The organism is Marinobacter sp. L-46 (assembly GCF_056859535.1).
In genome coordinates, this window is record NZ_JBSXOP010000011.1 from 1 (window position 1) to 17,457 (window position 17,457).

The window sequence follows — 17,457 nt, forward strand, 5'->3', positions numbered from 1 at the left end:
AAACGCTGGAAGCGAATCAAGGGGTTTGACCAACTGAAGCTGGTCGTGGACAACGTGCAGTTTCAGGATGGAATACAGGTGGAAGATCAATCTGGCAGGAACGCTGCCTGATGGTCATACACCAGATTTGACAATAACTCAGCTCCCGCACGTTGCCCGGGAAATCGTAGCTTTTCAGCCGTTCAATCGCGGGAGCGGTTAGGGTGGCGGGGGCGCACTCATACTCTCCGGCGATGCGTTCAAGTATGTGTTCGGCCAGAAGAGGGATATCGTCTCTTCGTTCTCGAAGTGCGGGTACGGCCAGCTCGATGACGTTGATGCGGTAAAACAAATCCTGGCGGAAGTCTCCGGACAGCACCAATTCAGGCAGATTTTTGTGAGTGGCGCTCAGCACGCGAATGTCTACCGGGATCTCTTTGGTATCGCCAACGGGCCGCACGGCTTTTTCCTGAATGGCCCGCAGCAGTTTTACCTGCATGGCGAGAGGCAAATCCGCCACTTCGTCCAGGAACAGGGTGCCACCATCGGCACTTCGGAACAGGCCGTCTTTGTTCTCTACGGCGCCGGTAAAACTGCCTTTCTTGTGGCCAAAGAATTCGCTTTCCATCAGTTCGGACGGGATGGCACCACAGTTGACGGCAATGAATGGGCCGTCGGCCCTGGGGCCCTGCAGGTGGATCATCTGGGCAACCAGTTCTTTACCGCTGCCGGATTCACCGCTGATAAACACCGGAGCCTGGCTGCGGGCCAGTTTGCGGGTCTGGTTGCGCAGTTTGCGGATTTGCGGGGATTCTCCCAGCAGCAGGCCGGGCTCGTCGTTCTCTTCGGCCGGCTGTAGTTTGGGCTCGGACAGCTTCAGGGCGCTGTTTACCAACTCCCGCAGCCGGGGCAGTTCGACCGGTTTGGAGACAAAATCAAAGGCGCCGGCTTTTAACGATTCAATGGCGGTGTCCATGCTGCCGTAGGCGGTAATCACGGCCACCGGGGTGCAGGGGCTGTGTTCCTGAATCCACTGCACCAGTTCTATGCCGTTGCCGTCTGGCAGGTTCATGTCGGTCAGGCACAGGTGGGGTTGGTGCTTGGCCAGTAAACTCCGGGCGCTGGCCAGGTCGGGCGCGGTGTAGGCCTCTATGCCCATGCGCGTGAGGGTGATTTCCAGCAGGTCCCGGATATCCGGTTCGTCGTCTACGATCAGCGCGGTCTGTTTTATCATTATCTGTGTTCAGTTCTTTGATGAATGGCAGTGCGTTGGCAGCCCGGCGGTCAGATCATCCGGCCCGGGTGGGCGAAGGTGATCCGGAAGCGGCAGCCGGGTTCGCCATCTTCCACCAGCGACAGGTGCGCCTGGTTGGCTTCACACAGTTCCCGGGCCAGGTACAGGCCAAGGCCGGTGCCGCTTTTGTCGGTGGTGAAAAACGGCTCGAACACGGAGTTACGGTGTTCCGGCGCTATACCGGGGCCGAAATCCTTAACATCCACAAAGGCCCGCTCGCCATCGGCACTGGTGCCTGCGGCTAATTGTATCCTGTTTTGGCCGCTGTGCTGTTTGCTGTACCGCAAACCGTTGTCACACAGGTTTACCAGCACTTGTTCAACCTGGCTTTTATCGAACCGGGCGGCGGGTATGGCTGCGTCGCAGAAGAGTTCAATCTTTACGGGGATGTCGTCGTCCAGGGTTTGCAGGAAGTCCTGGCGGAACTCTTCAAGCCAGCTGGCTACATCCACCAGTTCGGTATCTGCTGCCCGGCGGCGGGACAAGTCCAGTACGTTCTCGATAATGCCGTTCACCCGCCGGGAATGCCGGCGAATGATATCCAGCATTTGCAGGTCGCCCTTGTCCAGGTTGGGGGATTCTTCCATCAACTGGGCCGCGTGGCTGATGGCGCCCAGCGGGTTGCGGATTTCATGGGCGATGCCGGCGGTCAGGCGGCCCAGTGAAGCCAGCTTCATTTGCTGGGCCTGCTGGGTAACCTTGCTCATGTCTTCGATGAACACCAGTATCAGGTCGCCTTGCTCCTGGTCCAGCTGGGTCAGGCTGGCTTGCAGCAGCGGTGATGTGGATGATGGCTGGAAGGGTTCTATTCGCCGGTCGGGGTGCCTCAGCCACAATTCCAGGCCTTTTTTCAGGGGCGGGGGTAATTCCCGGTGGTTGTGCGCTGTACCGTTTTCATGGGTAGCTGTTCCGAACAGTAGTTCCTCGGCGGCCGCGTTGGCCAGGCGAATGTAACCGTGCCGGTCCAGTACCAGAATGCCGGTGCGCATGCGCTGGATAATTTGCTGGTTGATCTGTTCCAGCTCGGCAATGCTCCTGGCCCGGCTGCTGGCCAGGGCTTCACTGCGGATCACCCGTTTGGAAATGCCCTGCAGAATGACCGCCGTGGCGAAATACAGGATGCCCAAAGAGCCGGCCCGAACAATGTCGTCGGCACTTTCGTTGATGGTGATCACCGCCCAGCCGGAGATGCCCAGCGAGCAGATGGCCGCCAGTGCGGCGTAGAAAGTGCCCATGCGGGTGGGGGTCAGGATGTTGCCGGCGGCAACCGCGACAATCACCAGGTTGGCCAGCCCGTTGGTAATGCCGGAACTGGCCAGCAGCAAGCCGTGCATCACCAGGATATCTGTGAGTATCGACAGGGTGATATGCCGCTGCCGGGGCTGGAAGCCGGCCAGCAGGAGCAGGGCGATAAAGCCGTTCAGGGCCAGGTGCGAAACCACCCCGGCCTGGTAGTAATCCAGCCAGCGGAAACGGGTGTCTGCGGTGAACGGGTCTACAAACAGCAGGGCAACCAGCAGCAGGCTGATGACTACCCGGTAGTGGTTGTAGATCCGGAACAGGCGCGCCTGCTGGTATTTTGCCGGTGGCCCGAACGGGGAGCGGGCATGGGTTGTGTTGGTAAGCTCGGTTGCCATGAAGGGTTTATTGCCTCTGCCCGGAAGAAATCCTTGCCTTTGCGGGGTTATAATAGCCTTTTCATGGCAACAAGTTACAGGAGCCTTTGCATGGCCACACCCGGAACCGCATCCGCCGATTCAGACTCCCCCCGCAAGCTGCGGGTGGTTATGGCCCAGCTGGACTTTCTGGTTGGTGACATTCCGGGTAATACCGAGCTGGTACTGAAGGCCACTCAGCAGGCCCAGGAGCAGCACAAGGCAGACATCGTGCTGTTCCCGGAGCTGTGCCTGACCGGCTACCCGCCGGAAGACCTGCTGTTGAGGCCGAGCCTGGACCTGCGCATTGCCGAGGCCCTGGAGCGTTTGCAGCAGGCCAATCTGGAATCGGCCATGGTAATCGGCGCGCCGGTGCGCTCCGGCGGCTTGTTGTATAACGCCGCGGTGGTTGTCGAGAAAGGCGAAATCCGCGGCCGGTATTTCAAGCGTTGCCCGCCCAATTACCAGGTGTTCGATGAAAGACGCTACTTCGCTGAAGGCCGCGATACTCTGGTTATGGATATAAAGGGTGTGCCGGTTGGCATCACCGTGTGTGAAGACATCTGGAAAGACGGCCCGCTGGAAGATGCCGCAGCCGCCGGTGCGCAACTGATCCTGAACCTGAATGCCTCGCCCTACGATATCGACAAACAGGCCCGGCGCAAGGCGCTGCTGGAACGCAAGGCGGCGGATAACCGGGTGAGCATTGTGTACACAAACCTGGTGGGCGGGCAGGACGAGCTGGTGTTTGATGGTGGCTCCATGGTGGTCGACCACGCAGGTGCGCTGGCGGTGGAAGCGCCCCAGTTTGCCGATGGCCTGTTCCCGGTGGAATTCCTGTGTGAACACCACTGCCAGCCGATCTCTCAGCCGCTGCCGGCGGAGCCTTCCCTGGAAGCCAATGTGTACAGCGCACTGGTGACCGGTGTTCGGGATTACGTGAACAAGAATGGCTTCAAATCTGTGGTGCTGGGTTTATCCGGCGGTATCGATTCTGCCGTGACCCTGGCGGTGGCTGCCGATGCCCTGGGCAAGGACCGGGTGAGGGCGGTGATGATGCCGTTCCGCTATACCTCCAGCGCCAGCCTTGAGGATGCCGAGGCCCAGGCCTGTGCCATGGGCGTTCAGTACGATGTGTTCTCCATCGAGCCCATGTACGACGTGTTCATGCAAACCCTGGCCAAGCCCTTTGAAGGCACGAAACCGGATACCACGGAAGAAAACCTGCAGGCCCGTCTGCGGGGCGTGTTGCTGATGTCACTGTCCAACAAGTTCGGTTCTCTGGTGCTGACCACCGGTAACAAGAGCGAGATTGCAGTGGGTTATTCCACCCTGTACGGCGACATGGCCGGTGGTTTCGATGTGCTGAAAGATGTGCCGAAAACCCTGGTGTTCCGCCTGGCCTGGTACCGCAACAGCCTGTCGCAGGTCATTCCGGAGCGGGTGATTACCCGGCCGCCGTCCGCAGAGCTGGCGCCGGACCAGAAAGACGAGGACAGCCTGCCGGGATACGACGTTCTGGACCAGATCCTGAACCTGTACGTAGAGCGTGATTACAGTGCCGAGGCCATTGTCGCGGAAGGTTTTGAACGGGCGGATGTCGAACGGGTGGTAAGGCTGGTGGACATCAACGAATACAAGCGCCGGCAGGCACCCATCGGGGTGCGCATTACCGAGCGCGGGTTTGGCAAAGACCGCCGGTATCCGATTACCAACGGCTGGAAAGTTGGCAAGTAAGGCTGCGGGCCTTACTCGTCGCCCATCAGGCCGAAGGTGACCACGTTGGTGAGGGACCGGTTCTGGCGGCGCAGGCGGTCAGACTGGAACTCACCGTTCTCATCGAAGGCTTCGCTGTTGGGGAAGTTCTGGCGCAGGGTAGCGATGGCATCGCTGGCGCCTTTCTTCAGGTCCATAAAGCGGAAGGTGTCGGCCAGCAGAATCAGTGCTTCTTCAACGGCCGGGGAAGACGGGAAGTTCTCCACCACGTACCGTGCCCGGTTGTTGGCCGCCACAAAGGCCTCACGCTTGATGTAGTAGCGGGCTGCGTGCAGTTCCAGTTCGGCCATGCGGTTGCGGATGGCGATCATGCGCTGGCGGGCATCCGGGGCGTATTCGCTGTCCGGGAAGCGGTTCAGCAGCTGGGAGAAATCCCGGAACGCCTGCAACTGTTCGCCGGGGCTGCGGGCCGCTACATCAATCGGGAAATAACGGGCAGCCAGGCCCATGTCCAGGTTGTAAGAGGCCAGGCCGCGCATGTACATGGCGTAGTCCAGGTGGTCGCTCTGGGGGTTCAGGCGCATAAAGCGGTCAGCCGCCGCCCGGGAGCCTTCCAGGTCCAGGTTCTGGTAGCGGGCGAAGATCAGGTCCAGTTGGGCCTGTTCGGCGTAGCGGCCGAACGGGTAGTAGGTTTCCAGGGCGTCCAGGTTTTCTTCGGCTTCGTTGAAGTTGCCGGAGTTCATGGCCTGGCGGGCGTTGTCGTAGTATGTCTCTTCCGGCAGTACTCCCACTTCGCGATTAGAGGCGCAGCCGCTGGCCAGCGCAATGATAGTGGAAATTAGCAGTAATCGGACAACTGATCTCATGCCGGAATCCCGTATAATGGTCGCAACTTGAATGAACCCCGCATTGTAGCAAAAAGAGGCCGAATGTCTTCCGATAACCGTATTACCGGACATTACACCATCCCCCCGGAACTGAGCGACCGGCGGCTGGATCAGGCTGCGGCCGAACTCATGCCCGAGCATTCCCGCTCGCGCCTGCAGTCCTGGATCAAAAGCGGGGCGCTCACGGTGAACGGCGAAGCCCGCAAGCCCAGGGACAAAGTCATGATGGACGACGTTCTGGACCTGGACGCCGAGCCGGAAGTGCAGGTTACCTGGGAAGCCGAGCCGATCACCCTGGATATCGTTTATGAAGACGAGCACCTGCTGGTGATCAACAAGCCCGCCGGGCTGGTGGTGCACCCGGCGGCGGGCCATGCCGACGGTACCCTGGTGAATGCGCTGCTGAACTATGCGCCGGAAGTGGAAAACCTGCCCCGGGCCGGCATTGTGCACCGGCTGGATAAAGACACCTCCGGCATTATGGTGGTGGCCCGCAGCCTGATTGCCCACACCTCGCTGGTTAACCAGCTGCAGGAACGTACCATGGGCCGGGAATACGAGGCCGTGGTAGTGGGTTCTCTCACCGGTGGCGCTACGGTGGACGCCCCCATTGGCCGGCACCCGCAGGATCGCAAGCGCATGGCTGTGGTGTCGTCCGGTAAGCCGGCAGTGACTCATTACCGGCTGATTGAGCGCTTTGCCGCCCATACCCATGTTCGTTGCAAGCTGGAAAGCGGCCGCACGCACCAGATTCGGGTACACATGACCCACGTGCGCCATCCGCTGGTAGGTGATCCTGTTTATGGCGGTCGTCTGCGTTTGCCCAAAGGCACCACCGAAGAGTTGCGGGATGTGCTGGCGGCATTCCATCGCCAGGCCCTGCACGCCCGGCAGCTGACCCTGGAGCATCCGGAAACCGGTGAGACTCTGAGCTGGGAAGTGCCCCTGCCAGAGGACATGGTTCACCTGATCGAAACCCTGCGCAAGCATGCCCGGGAACTGGAAGAGAATGATTACTGAGCACGATGTACTGCGCCCGGACTGGCCTGCGCCACGCCGGGTGCGGGCCTTGTGTACTACCCGTAAAGGTGGCGTCAGCCGGCCGCCCTGGCACAGCCTGAATCTGGGCGATCACGTGGGTGATAATCCTGGCCACGTGCAGGAAAACCGCCAAACCCTGGCCCGCTTCGCCGGGCTGGACAGCAACCGCATTGGTTGGCTGAATCAGGTGCATGGCACCGAAGTGGTTGAATTAACGCCTGCCACCGTGGGTTCCTGCCCGGATGCAGACGCCAGCTTTACCCGTATTCCCGGAATGGCCTGCGCCATCCTGACGGCTGACTGCCTGCCGGTGCTGCTGGCGGACCGCAAAGGCACGGTGGTGGGGGCGGCCCACGCCGGCTGGCGCAGCCTGTGTGGCGGTGTACTGGAAAACCTGGTGGCCGCCATGGCGGTGGAGCCTTCGGAGCTGGTGGCCTGGATGGGCCCCGCCATAGGCCCGAAGCAGTTCGAAGTGGGCCCGGAAGTGCGCGAAGCCTTTATCGGGCAGTCCCCGGAAGCCGCTAGTGCCTTCAAATCAGCCGGTGCCCGCCCCGGCCATTTCATGGCCGATATCTACCACCTTGCCCGCCAACGCCTGCGGCACGCCGGGGTTAGCTCGGTATCCGGCGGTAGCCTGTGTACTGTGCGCGACCAGGACTGGTTTTTCTCCTACCGCCGCGATGGCCAGACGGGCCGTATGGCGTCGATTATCTGGCTGGGCTGACCGGTCGCAGCTGACGGCCGTCAAGTTTTCGTCGAAATAGTCAGCCCCCAGCTTGAAGTCCCCCTACCTGCCCCTACATTAAATGTCAAAGCAATCGGAATACGCCGAAGGCAACGGGCCGTGGTGCGTATTCGCAAAAAATTCGGGGAACTGAACTCATGAGAATCGACAAGCTGACCAGCAAACTGCAGTCCGCCCTGGCGGATGCGCAGTCGATCGCGGTAGGCAAAGACCATAATTTTATTGAGCCGGTGCATCTTATGCAGGCGCTGCTCGATCAGCAGGGCGGATCGGTAAAGCCGCTGCTGCAACAGGTGGGTGCAGAGGCTGGCCGGGTGCGCCAGGCCGTCGCCCAGGAAATTGAAAACCTGCCGGAAGTGCAGGGCAACGCCGGCGATGTGTCGGTATCCAACGACCTCGGCCGGCTGCTGAATATGGCGGACAAGCAGGCCCAAAAGCGGGGCGACGAGTTTGTTTCCAGCGAGCTGATCTTGCTGGCGGCGCTGGAAGACCGGGGTTCTTTGGGCCGCATTCTGCGGGAGCAGGGCGTAGACAAAGCCGCCCTGGAAAAGGCTATTGATCAGGTGCGTGGTGGTGAAACCGTGAACGATGCAGGTGCAGAAGAAAATCGTCAGGCGTTGTCCAAGTACACTATTGATCTGACCGAGCGGGCCGAACAAGGCAAGCTGGACCCGGTGATCGGCCGGGACGATGAAATCCGCCGTACCATCCAGGTGCTGCAGCGCCGGCGCAAGAACAACCCGGTGCTGATAGGTGAACCGGGCGTGGGTAAGACTGCCATTGTGGAAGGTCTGGCGCAGCGCATTGTGAACGGCGAAGTGCCCGATGGCCTGAAAGACAAGAAGGTGCTGTCCCTGGATATGGGCTCGCTGATTGCCGGCGCCAAGTTTCGGGGTGAGTTTGAGGAGCGCCTGAAGGCGGTGCTGAACGAGCTGTCGAAGCAGGAAGGGCAGATCATCCTGTTCATCGACGAGATTCACACCATGGTGGGCGCCGGTAAGGCGGAAGGCTCCATGGATGCCGGTAACATGCTCAAACCGGCACTGGCCCGGGGTGAGCTGCACTGCGTGGGTGCCACTACCCTGAATGAATACCGGGAAAACATCGAGAAAGACGCGGCCCTTGAGCGCCGGTTCCAGAAGGTGCTGGTCTCCGAGCCCAGCGAGGAAGACACCATTGCCATCCTGCGGGGCCTGAAAGAGCGCTACGAAGTGCACCACGGGGTTGAGGTGACCGACGGCGCAATCATTGCGGCCGCCAAGCTCTCACACCGTTACATTACTGATCGCCAGTTGCCGGACAAGGCTATCGACCTGGTGGATGAAGCCGCCAGTCAGATCCGCATGGAGATGGATTCCAAGCCGGAAGCGCTGGACCGCCTTGAGCGCCGCCTGATTCAGCTGAAGATCGAGCGCGAGGCCCTGAAGAAAGAGAAAGACGACGCCTCCAAGAAGCGACTGGCGGAGTTGTCGGATGTGATTGCCGGTGTTGAACGGGAATACTCGGACCTCGAAGAAGTGTGGAATGCCGAGAAAGCGGCCCTGCACGGTTCCCAGAAGATCAAGAGCGACCTGGAGCAGGCGCGCATTGACCTGGAAACCGCCCGCCGTTCCGGTGATCTGGGGCGGATGTCGGAACTTCAGTACGGCAAGATTCCGGAACTGGAGCGCCAGCTGGAAATGGCCGGCCAGGCCGAGATGCAGAAAATGGAACTGCTGCGTAACCGGGTAACCGATGAGGAAATCGCCGAAATCGTTTCCAAGTGGACCGGTATTCCGGTGTCCAAGATGCTGGAAGGCGAGCGCGACAAGCTGATGCGCATGGAAGAGGCGCTGCACGGCCGGGTGATTGGCCAGGAAGAAGCGGTGGAAGCAGTGTCTAACGCCGTGCGCCGGTCCCGGGCCGGGTTGTCAGACCCGAACCGCCCCAACGGTTCCTTCCTGTTCCTCGGCCCCACGGGTGTGGGCAAAACCGAACTGTGCAAGGCGCTGGCCTCGTTCCTGTTCGATACCGAAGAAGCGATGGTGCGCATCGATATGTCCGAGTTCATGGAGAAGCACTCCGTGGCCCGGCTGATTGGTGCGCCTCCCGGATACGTGGGTTACGAAGAGGGTGGTTACCTGACCGAAGCGGTGCGCCGCCGGCCCTATTCCGTGCTGTTGCTGGATGAGGTGGAGAAAGCCCACCCGGATGTCTTTAACATCCTGCTGCAGGTGCTGGACGACGGCCGCCTGACCGACGGCCAGGGCCGCACCGTGGACTTCCGCAACACGGTGATTGTGATGACCTCCAACCTGGGCTCTCACATCATTCAGGAGAAGGCGGGCGAGGAGAATTACGAAGACATGAAGTCTGCGGTGATGGAAGTGGTGGGTACTCATTTCCGCCCCGAGTTCATCAACCGTGTGGATGAAGTGGTGGTGTTCCATCCGCTGGCGGAAAACCAGATCCAGGGCATTGCCCGCATCCAGATCGCGAACCTGGCGCAGCGCCTGAAGAATCAGGACATGCAACTGGAGATCGCCGAAGACGCCATGCAGCTGCTGGCGGAGGTGGGCTACGATCCGGTTTACGGTGCCCGTCCGCTGAAGCGGGCGATCCAGCGGCTGATCGAAAACCCGTTGGCGCAGAAACTGCTGAAAGGGGAGTTTATGCCGGGGGATACCATCGTGGCGACGGTTCAGGACAACGCCGTGGTGTTTGCCAGCAAGTAATTGCTGCGCAGTGCCGGGGCTTCGTGGCCCCGGCTATCAACCGGGAACGAAAAAGCCAGTCGGGTTGCCCGGCTGGCTTTTTTGTTTTACTGCTGCTCGGTTCGTTCTTCCATCGGGCCACAGTTCTCGGCGGCAATCTCTTCAAACTGCTTGCGCTGTTCCTCGATTTCTTCCGGGGTCAGGTAGCGCATCTCTCCGTTCTCCTCAACGCGAATCCGGGCGTAGCTTTCGATTACTTCAAGGTTGGAGCTAGCGGTGGCGCAGTTGGCTTCACGCTGTTTGCGCAGGGCTTCTTCCTGGGCGGTTTCCTGGCGCTGCTGGGCTTCAGCCTGCTGGCGCTCCTGGATTTCCTGAACCTGCTGTTGCAGGCTCACCCGGGACGCCTGGCCGCCGGAACTCTTGCCAGTGCGCACGTTAACAATCTCTGCAGATGCACCATTAGGCTGGCGATCCCCGAAGTGGGTTACGCCGCTGTCGTCGGTCCATTTGTATACAGAGGCACCGGCGGCGAAGCCCGGGGCGGCGGCCATGATCGCGGCCAGCATCAGGATTTTTCGGTTCATAGGTCCACTCGTTATTCGATTACTGCCTGGTGACATGATGCCACCCCGAATGCGGATTTTCTTCTGTCTGGTTCAAATCTCTTGCACCATTATTGGCCAACCGGGGCCCTGTGTCTAAGAAAATGGTGGCAATTAAGCCACAGCGCCTATTGACAGTGAGTTTCGCGCTGTCAGAATTGCAGATTGCCTGAAGACTGGGGTCAATACGGCAGGCAATCCCGAGCGAGTATCCCCCGTTAATCACCACACTGCGTTCGCCACCCGCTGGCGGGCACTGGTTGTTGCTTACGTGCAACCCGTTGATTGGTCGTTCTCCGCAACCCTCAGGAGGGCGGCTGGCCAGGAGACAACCTCTTAAAAATGGTGTGGAGGAGTACGCCGGTTCCGCTTTCACAAGAAGCAGGGAAACCGAGAATCCAGGCAACCGGGGCGTAACCCGGCTCATTCACTCGTAGAAGAGGGTAGAAATCGTGGAGTTATTGTCTGGCGCCGATATGCTGATCCGCTCCCTGCAGGATGAAGGGATCGAATACATATACGGCTATCCGGGTGGTGCAGCCCTTCATATTTATGATGCGCTGTTCAGGCAGGACAAAGTCAAGCATATTCTGGTACGGCACGAACAGGCGGCGGTCCACATGGCCGACGGCTACGCCCGTGCAACTGGAAAACCAGGTACCGTACTGGTGACCTCGGGTCCTGGAGCCACCAACACTATTACCGGCATTGCCACCGCATTCATGGATTCCATCCCCATGGTGGTTCTGTGCGGCCAGGTTGCATCTACACTGATTGGTGAAGATGCCTTCCAGGAAACCGACATGATCGGTGTTTCCCGCCCGGTGGTTAAGCACAACCTCAGTGTGCGCCATCCGGAAGAAATTCCTGAAGTGATCCGCAAGGCTTACTACATTGCCTCTACCGGCCGCCCCGGCCCGGTTGTGGTGGATATCCCCAAGGATATGACCACCCCGAACGAGCGCTATGAGTATGCCTATCCGAAGAAGGTCAAGCTGCGCTCCTATAACCCGGCAGTCCGTGGCCATGCCGGCCAGATCAAGAAAGCCGTAGACATGCTGATGGCGGCCAAGCGCCCGATCATCTATGCCGGCGGCGGTGTGATCCTGGGCAAGGCCTCCAGCCAGTTGACCGAGCTGACCCAGACCCTGGGCTTCCCCATCACCAACACCCTGATGGGCATCGGCTGCTATCCGGCGACCGACAAGCAGCATTTGGGCTGGCTGGGTATGCACGGCACCTATGAAGCCAACATGGCGATGCACCATTCAGACCTGATTCTCTGTGTGGGCGCGCGCTTTGATGACCGCGTAACCAACGCCACCGAGAAGTTCTGCCCGGGTGCGCGCATTATTCATATCGATATCGACCCGGCATCTATCTCCAAGACCATAGATGCAGACGTGCCCATTGTTGGCCCGGTGGATGCGGTACTGAAAGAAATGCTGTCGCTGGTCAAAGAGTCGAAGGACAAGCCGGATGCCGAAGCGCTGGGGTCCTGGTGGAAGCAGATCGAAGAGTGGCGTGCGTTCCACGGTATGCGTTACGAAACCAGCCCGGATGTGATCAAGCCGCAGGAAGTGGTCGAGATGCTCTGGAAGCTCACCAACGGTGATGCCTTCGTAACCACCGATGTCGGCCAGCACCAGATGTTTGCTGCCCAGTACTACAAATTCGACAAGCCCAACCGCTGGATCAACTCCGGTGGCCTCGGCACCATGGGCTTCGGCCTGCCGGCCGCCATGGGTATCAAACTGACCCATCCGGAAGATGAAGTGCTGTGCTTCACCGGTGAAGGCAGTATCCAGATGAACATCCAGGAGCTGTCCACCTGCAAACAGTACGATCTGCCGGTGAAGATCATCAATCTGAACAACCAGGCCCTGGGCATGGTCAAGCAGTGGCAGGACATGAACTACGAGTCCCGTCATTCCCAGTCTTACATGGAGTCTCTGCCGGACTTCATCAAGCTGGCGGAAGCCTATGGCCATGTTGGCGTGCGCATTGATCGCAAGGAAGACCTGGAGCCCAGGCTCAAGGAAGTCCTGGCGATGAAAGACAAGCTGGTATTTGTGGATATTTACGTGGACCGCTTCGAGCATGTGTACCCGATGCAGGTTGCCCGTGGTTCCATGAAAGATATGTGGCTCAGCAAAACGGAGAGGGTGTGATCATGCGTCGAATCATTTCTGTTTTGCTTGAAAACGAGCCGGGCGCACTGTCCCGCGTGGTTGGGCTGTTTTCCCAGCGCAACTACAACATCGAAACGCTGACCGTGGCGCCGACCGAAGACGAGACCCTGTCTCGCCTGACCGTCACCACCAGCGGTTCCGACAAGGTTATCGAGCAGATCACCAAGCAGCTGAACAAGCTGATTGAAGTGGTCAAGCTGGTAGACCTGACCGAAGGTGCCCACATCGAGCGTGAGCTGATGCTGGTCAAGCTGAAGGCAACCGGTTCCCAGCGTGCGGAAATCAAGCGCACCGTGGATATCTTCCGGGGCCAGATTGTCGACGTAACCAGCTCGGTTTATACCGTTCAGCTGGCCGGCGACAGCAGCAAGCTTGATGGCTTTATCCAGGCTGTAGGCACGTCTGGCGTGCTGGAAGTGGTGCGTACCGGTGTATCCGGCATCGCCCGTGGCGAAAAAGTTCTCAGCCTGTAAGGGCTGCCCGAAAAATTTGAACACTATGGCCCCGAAGGGCTGTTACTGATAACAGAGGTTTCTCATGCAGGTTTATTACGATAAGGATTGTGATCTTTCCATCATCCAGGGCAAGAAAGTTGCCATTCTGGGCTTCGGCTCCCAGGGCCACGCGCACGCGTGCAACCTGAAGGACTCCGGTGTAGACGTAGTGGTTGGCCTGCGTGCCGGCTCTTCCTCCATCGCCAAGGCTGAAGCCTACGGCCTGAAGACCAGCGACGTGGCTTCTGCCGTTGCTTCCGCCGACGTTGTTATGGTGCTGACTCCGGACGAGTTCCAGGCCCAGCTGTACCGCGACGAAATCGAGCCGAACCTGAAGCAGGGCGCTACCCTGGCGTTCGCTCACGGTTTTGCTATCCACTACAACCAGATCGTTCCGCGTAAAGACCTGGACGTGATCATGGTTGCTCCGAAGGCGCCGGGCCACACTGTACGCACCGAGTTCACCAAGGGCGGCGGTATTCCTGACCTGATCGCGATCTTCCAGGACGCTTCCGGCAACGCCAAGAACGTAGCCCTGTCCTACGCCAGCGGCATCGGCGGTGGCCGTACCGGTATCATCGAAACCACCTTCAAAGACGAAACCGAAACTGACCTGTTCGGTGAGCAGGCGGTTCTGTGTGGTGGCGCGGTTGAGCTGGTTAAAGCCGGTTTCGAAACCCTGACCGAAGCGGGCTACGCTCCGGAAATGGCGTACTTCGAGTGTCTGCACGAGCTGAAGCTGATTGTTGACCTGATGTACGAAGGCGGCATTGCCAACATGAACTACTCCATCTCCAACAACGCTGAGTACGGCGAGTACGTAACTGGCCCGGAGGTGATCAACGAGCAGTCCCGCGAAGCCATGCGTAACGCACTGAAGCGCATCCAGAGTGGTGAATACGCCAAGATGTTCATCTCTGAAGGTGCCCTGAACTATCCGTCCATGACTGCTCGTCGTCGCCAGAACGCGGCTCACGAGATCGAGACTGTGGGCGAGAAGCTGCGTTCCATGATGCCGTGGATTTCCGCGAACAAGATCGTGGATAAAGAAAAGAACTGATCCGGAATTTCCGGTACGGTTTGAAAGCGCGGCCCTAGTGGCCGCGTTTTTCGTATATACTCCGCCCAAATGCTTTCCGGAGTTTATGGAATGACTGAAGAGAATAAATCTGTCGACAAGCCTGAACCGAACAAGGCTGCAGAGCTGGACCTTGAAAGTGGCGAGGTTGTCGAGGAAGAGTTGGTTGAGGGAGCCAAGGTGCGCCGTAAGGGCATCTACCTGCTGCCCAATGCCCTGACCACCGCATCCCTGTTTTCCGGGTTCTATGCCATTGTCTCTGCCGCCAACGGCGTGTTCGATAACGCCGCCATCGCTATTTTCGTGTCGATGGTTCTGGATGGTCTGGACGGCAGGGTGGCCAGGATGACCAACACCCAGAGCAAGTTCGGTGAAGAGTATGACAGCCTGGCCGATATGGTGGCCTTCGGCGTGGCTCCGGGTATGGTGGCCTTCTTCTGGGCCCTGAACGGGTTGGATAAAGTGGGCTGGGCCATTACGTTCATCTACGTGGCCGGCGCGGCATTGCGGCTGGCTCGCTTCAACACCCAGATTGGCTCTGTTGATAAAAAGTTCTTTGTGGGTTTGCCGAGCCCGGCTGCAGCCGCCTGTGTGGCAGGCCTGGTCTGGTGCTTCCATCAGTTTGAACCGTCCGCCTGGCTGACCTTGCTGTCCATTGTGGTCGTCGGCGGTGCCGGCGTGCTGATGGTGAGCAACGTTCTTTACCGCAGCTTCAAAGACCTGGATTTGCGGGGGCGGGTGCCTTTCGCCGCTATCTTGCTGGTGGTTTTGATACTGGTAGTGATCGCTGTAGACCCGGCCACCGTATTGTTCACTGCGTTCCTGATCTATGCGTTGTCGGGACCGGTCCGCGCCTTGTTCCGGAAAAAGCCAAAGCGCGCCTGACGACAACTGCCTCCCGCCCGGATCCTGCCCGGGCGGGAATTTCTCCGGGAATGTTCGGTCTATCTGCTAACCGCGAACTCTGGAGCCTCCGATGTTTATCAAGCAACGCCCTTCCTGGTCTGTCCCTGAATCTGAAGTAACCCCGGAATCTGTCTACCTGAATCGGCGCAAATTCATGACCGGTGCCATTGCTTCAGCCGCTGCGCTGTCGATTCCGGGACTGGTTCGGGCGGAAGATACCCGGCCGGGAACGGTTTTGGACTACAAGGCTGCGCCGCAATTCTCCACAGACGAGAAACCGGCCCCGTATGATGCCATCACTACATACAACAATTTCTACGAATTCGGCACCGGTAAGCAGGACCCATCCCGCTACGCTTCGGAAATGTCCGTGGACCCCTGGTCCGTTGAAGTAGAAGGGGAGTGTGCGAATCCCGGCACGTACGCGCTGGAGGATTTGCTGAAGCCTCACCAGTACCAGGAGCGGATCTACCGGTTGCGGTGTGTTGAGGCCTGGTCAATGGTGATCCCGTGGGTGGGTGTACCGCTGGCGGAGGTGATCAAACGCCTGGAGCCGAACTCGGATGCGAAATTTGTTTATTTCGAAACGCTGAATGCCCCGGAGCAGATGCGCGGACAGCGATCTCTGTTCAGTACCATCGACTGGCCCTATCGGGAAGGCCTGCGTATGGATGAGGCGATGAACGAGTTGTCGTTTCTGGCGGTAGGTCTGTATGGAAAGACCTTGCCCAACCAGAACGGTGCGCCGATCCGCCTGGTGGTGCCCTGGAAATACGGTTTCAAGAGTATCAAGTCGATTGTGCGTATCCGCTTTATGAAAGAGCAGCCGAAATCCAGCTGGGAAATGATTGCGCCAAGCGAATACGGCTTCTACGCCAACGTGAACCCGGAAGTGGATCACCCGCGCTGGAGCCAGAAGATGGAGCGCCGTTTGCCTTCGGGCGTGTTCCGGCCGAACTGGATTGAGACTGAAAAGTTTAATGGCTACGGCGAGCAGGTGGCCGGCCTTTACAAGGGCATGGATCTGTCCAGGTATTACTGATGGCGTCTGCTGTGGCAAATAGGTGGCTCGGTATTGCCGGAAAGTGCCTGGTGTTTGGTTTGGCCCTGCTGCCGCTGGGCTTTCTGGCTGCTGATATTGTTAATGCCAATCTGGGGCCGGACCCTGGACAGGTGATTACGGAGGCGCTTGGCATTGCCGCATTCCAGCTGCTTCTGGTTACGCTCGCCATTACCCCGTTAAAGAAAGTAACCGGCTGGTCGGGCTGGTTGCGTTACCGGCGGATGCTGGGGTTGTTTGCCTTTTTCTATGCCGTGTTGCATCTGCTGGCCTTCCTTCAGCTGATTCTGGGCTGGATGGATCTTTGGGCGACCTTTACCAAGCGCCCGTACATCATTGCGGGTGCTGCCGCATTTCTGGCGATGGTGCCCCTGGCGATCACATCCACCCGGAGAATGATGAAGCGTACCGGACGGTGGTGGAAGCCGTTGCATCGTTTGATTTATCCGGCTGCGATACTCGCGTGGGTGCATTTCCTCTGGCAGGCGAGAAGTGACATTACCGAAATGGTGGTTTACGCGGTAATTCTGGCGGGATTGTTGGTGGTGCGGGCAAGGTGGTTTGGTGTTTCGTCTCTGGTGCCACTAAAAAGAACTTGAAATACGTCACAAAATGAACAATAAATAGCCATTGTGGTGAGTGATTGATCAGGCGTGTAGGTGGAAACCGAAGCCTGTCAGGTTTTTTCGGAAAAGGGCGTTGACAGTTTTTCTTACGCCTGTAGAATGCGCACCACTTCTGAGGGGCAAGCCGCTTACGGCAACTTTCGGAAGGAATGCAACCGATTGAAAGTATTCGAAAAATTGCTTCAGAAATTATTCGAAATCAACGGTTGACAAGGCGGCGGAACGATGTAGAATGCGCGGCCTTGATTGAGCAGCAGCTCAAACGCTCTTTAACAAGTTAACCAAGTAATTCGTGTGGGCGCTGGCCGAGGTATTTCGGATACGAAATATCAGGACAGTGACTCGTCGAAATTGAGTTTTGTCTTGAGCAAGAATTAAGAACTTACGGGTTCTTGTATGATTTAAACTGAAGAGTTTGATCATGGCTCAGATTGAACGCTGGCGGCAGGCTTAACACATGCAAGTCGAGCGGTAACAGGGGGTGCTTGC

Annotated in this window: 14 protein-coding genes, 1 rRNA gene and 1 pseudogene; 12 read left to right on the top strand and 4 right to left on the bottom strand. The window is 58.6% G+C overall.

Translation table 11 applies throughout. From position 1 onward, the window contains the following. Window positions 1-139: 139 nt before the first annotated feature. Both AC13DJ_RS00465 and AC13DJ_RS00470 read right to left on the bottom strand, forming a co-directional pair. Window positions 140-1,213 (bottom strand): annotated as a pseudogene (locus AC13DJ_RS00465) (sigma-54-dependent transcriptional regulator); the annotation flags it as partial. 50 nt (window positions 1,214-1,263) lie between these two features. After that, complete coding sequence (locus AC13DJ_RS00470) at window positions 1,264-2,910, bottom strand: sensor histidine kinase (RefSeq protein WP_482933249.1); 1,647 nt, start codon at window positions 2,908-2,910, stop codon at window positions 1,264-1,266. Between the two features lie 90 nt (window positions 2,911-3,000). Here AC13DJ_RS00470 and AC13DJ_RS00475 point away from each other — a divergent pair, with 90 nt between their 5' ends. Continuing rightward, window positions 3,001-4,665 (top strand): NAD+ synthase, encoded by a 1,665-nt coding sequence (locus AC13DJ_RS00475; RefSeq protein ID WP_482933250.1) that lies wholly within the window; start codon window positions 3,001-3,003, stop codon window positions 4,663-4,665. A gap of 11 nt (window positions 4,666-4,676) precedes the next feature. Here AC13DJ_RS00475 and AC13DJ_RS00480 read toward each other — a convergent pair whose 3' ends face one another. After that, entirely contained in the window at window positions 4,677-5,510 is an 834-nt protein-coding gene (locus AC13DJ_RS00480; RefSeq protein ID WP_482933251.1) for an outer membrane protein assembly factor BamD, read from the bottom strand. Between the two features lie 63 nt (window positions 5,511-5,573). On the opposite strand from AC13DJ_RS00480, the gene rluD reads away from it, so the two are divergent. The 3 genes from rluD to clpB all read left to right on the top strand — a co-directional run bounded on the left by rluD (window position 5,574) and on the right by clpB (window position 10,031). Continuing rightward, complete coding sequence (gene rluD / locus AC13DJ_RS00485) at window positions 5,574-6,551, top strand: 23S rRNA pseudouridine(1911/1915/1917) synthase RluD (RefSeq protein ID WP_482933252.1); 978 nt, start codon at window positions 5,574-5,576, stop codon at window positions 6,549-6,551. Beyond that, a complete protein-coding gene (gene pgeF / locus AC13DJ_RS00490; protein ID WP_482933253.1) occupies window positions 6,541-7,296 on the top strand; it encodes a peptidoglycan editing factor PgeF in 756 nt (251 codons plus the stop codon). The genes rluD and pgeF overlap by 11 nt, the downstream gene beginning before the upstream one ends. Window positions 7,297-7,454: 158 nt before the next feature. Next, entirely contained in the window at window positions 7,455-10,031 is a 2,577-nt protein-coding gene (gene clpB / locus AC13DJ_RS00495; RefSeq protein WP_473802428.1) for an ATP-dependent chaperone ClpB, read from the top strand. A gap of 86 nt (window positions 10,032-10,117) precedes the next feature. Here clpB and AC13DJ_RS00500 read toward each other — a convergent pair whose 3' ends face one another. Continuing rightward, window positions 10,118-10,594, bottom strand: coding sequence for a DUF4124 domain-containing protein (locus tag AC13DJ_RS00500; RefSeq protein WP_473802427.1), 477 nt, complete (start codon window positions 10,592-10,594; stop codon window positions 10,118-10,120). Between the two features lie 470 nt (window positions 10,595-11,064). On the opposite strand from AC13DJ_RS00500, the gene AC13DJ_RS00505 reads away from it, so the two are divergent. From AC13DJ_RS00505 to AC13DJ_RS00540, 8 genes are all read left to right on the top strand, one after another. Then, window positions 11,065-12,783, top strand: coding sequence for an acetolactate synthase 3 large subunit (locus tag AC13DJ_RS00505; RefSeq protein WP_482933254.1), 1,719 nt, complete (start codon window positions 11,065-11,067; stop codon window positions 12,781-12,783). A 2-nt stretch (window positions 12,784-12,785) separates the two neighbouring features. Further along, complete coding sequence (ilvN, locus tag AC13DJ_RS00510) at window positions 12,786-13,277, top strand: acetolactate synthase small subunit (protein WP_036218832.1); 492 nt, start codon at window positions 12,786-12,788, stop codon at window positions 13,275-13,277. Window positions 13,278-13,341: 64 nt separating this feature from the next. Then, a complete protein-coding gene (ilvC, locus tag AC13DJ_RS00515; RefSeq protein WP_058341567.1) occupies window positions 13,342-14,358 on the top strand; it encodes a ketol-acid reductoisomerase in 1,017 nt (338 codons plus the stop codon). A gap of 90 nt (window positions 14,359-14,448) precedes the next feature. After that, window positions 14,449-15,261 (top strand): CDP-diacylglycerol--serine O-phosphatidyltransferase, encoded by an 813-nt coding sequence (pssA, locus tag AC13DJ_RS00520; protein ID WP_022987781.1) that lies wholly within the window; start codon window positions 14,449-14,451, stop codon window positions 15,259-15,261. A 91-nt stretch (window positions 15,262-15,352) separates the two neighbouring features. Then, complete coding sequence (gene msrP / locus AC13DJ_RS00525) at window positions 15,353-16,324, top strand: protein-methionine-sulfoxide reductase catalytic subunit MsrP (RefSeq protein ID WP_199458079.1); 972 nt, start codon at window positions 15,353-15,355, stop codon at window positions 16,322-16,324. Between the two features lie 11 nt (window positions 16,325-16,335). Continuing rightward, on the top strand, window positions 16,336-16,941 hold the full coding sequence (locus tag AC13DJ_RS00530; RefSeq protein ID WP_482933255.1) for a protein-methionine-sulfoxide reductase heme-binding subunit MsrQ: 606 nt from the start codon (window positions 16,336-16,338) through the stop codon (window positions 16,939-16,941). A 60-nt stretch (window positions 16,942-17,001) separates the two neighbouring features. Then, entirely contained in the window at window positions 17,002-17,178 is a 177-nt protein-coding gene (locus AC13DJ_RS00535; RefSeq protein ID WP_482933256.1) for a hypothetical protein, read from the top strand. 193 nt (window positions 17,179-17,371) lie between these two features. Next, window positions 17,372-17,457, top strand: a 16S ribosomal RNA gene (locus AC13DJ_RS00540); the annotation flags it as partial.

Bases quoted from the DNA above. Each gene is read 5' to 3' on its own strand.
- AC13DJ_RS00480 (WP_482933251.1), bottom strand. From the start codon at position 5,510: ATGAGATCAGTTGTCCGATTACTGCTAATTTCCACTATCATTGCGCTG.
- pgeF (WP_482933253.1), top strand. From the start codon at position 6,541: ATGATTACTGAGCACGATGTACTGCGCCCGGACTGGCCTGCGCCACGC.
- rluD (WP_482933252.1), top strand. From the start codon at position 5,574: ATGTCTTCCGATAACCGTATTACCGGACATTACACCATCCCCCCGGAA.
- AC13DJ_RS00475 (WP_482933250.1), top strand. From the start codon at position 3,001: ATGGCCACACCCGGAACCGCATCCGCCGATTCAGACTCCCCCCGCAAG.
- ilvN (WP_036218832.1), top strand. From the start codon at position 12,786: ATGCGTCGAATCATTTCTGTTTTGCTTGAAAACGAGCCGGGCGCACTG.
- AC13DJ_RS00500 (WP_473802427.1), bottom strand. From the start codon at position 10,594: ATGAACCGAAAAATCCTGATGCTGGCCGCGATCATGGCCGCCGCCCCG.
- clpB (WP_473802428.1), top strand. From the start codon at position 7,455: ATGAGAATCGACAAGCTGACCAGCAAACTGCAGTCCGCCCTGGCGGAT.
- AC13DJ_RS00470 (WP_482933249.1), bottom strand. From the start codon at position 2,910: ATGGCAACCGAGCTTACCAACACAACCCATGCCCGCTCCCCGTTCGGG.
- pssA (WP_022987781.1), top strand. From the start codon at position 14,449: ATGACTGAAGAGAATAAATCTGTCGACAAGCCTGAACCGAACAAGGCT.
- ilvC (WP_058341567.1), top strand. From the start codon at position 13,342: ATGCAGGTTTATTACGATAAGGATTGTGATCTTTCCATCATCCAGGGC.
- msrP (WP_199458079.1), top strand. From the start codon at position 15,353: ATGTTTATCAAGCAACGCCCTTCCTGGTCTGTCCCTGAATCTGAAGTA.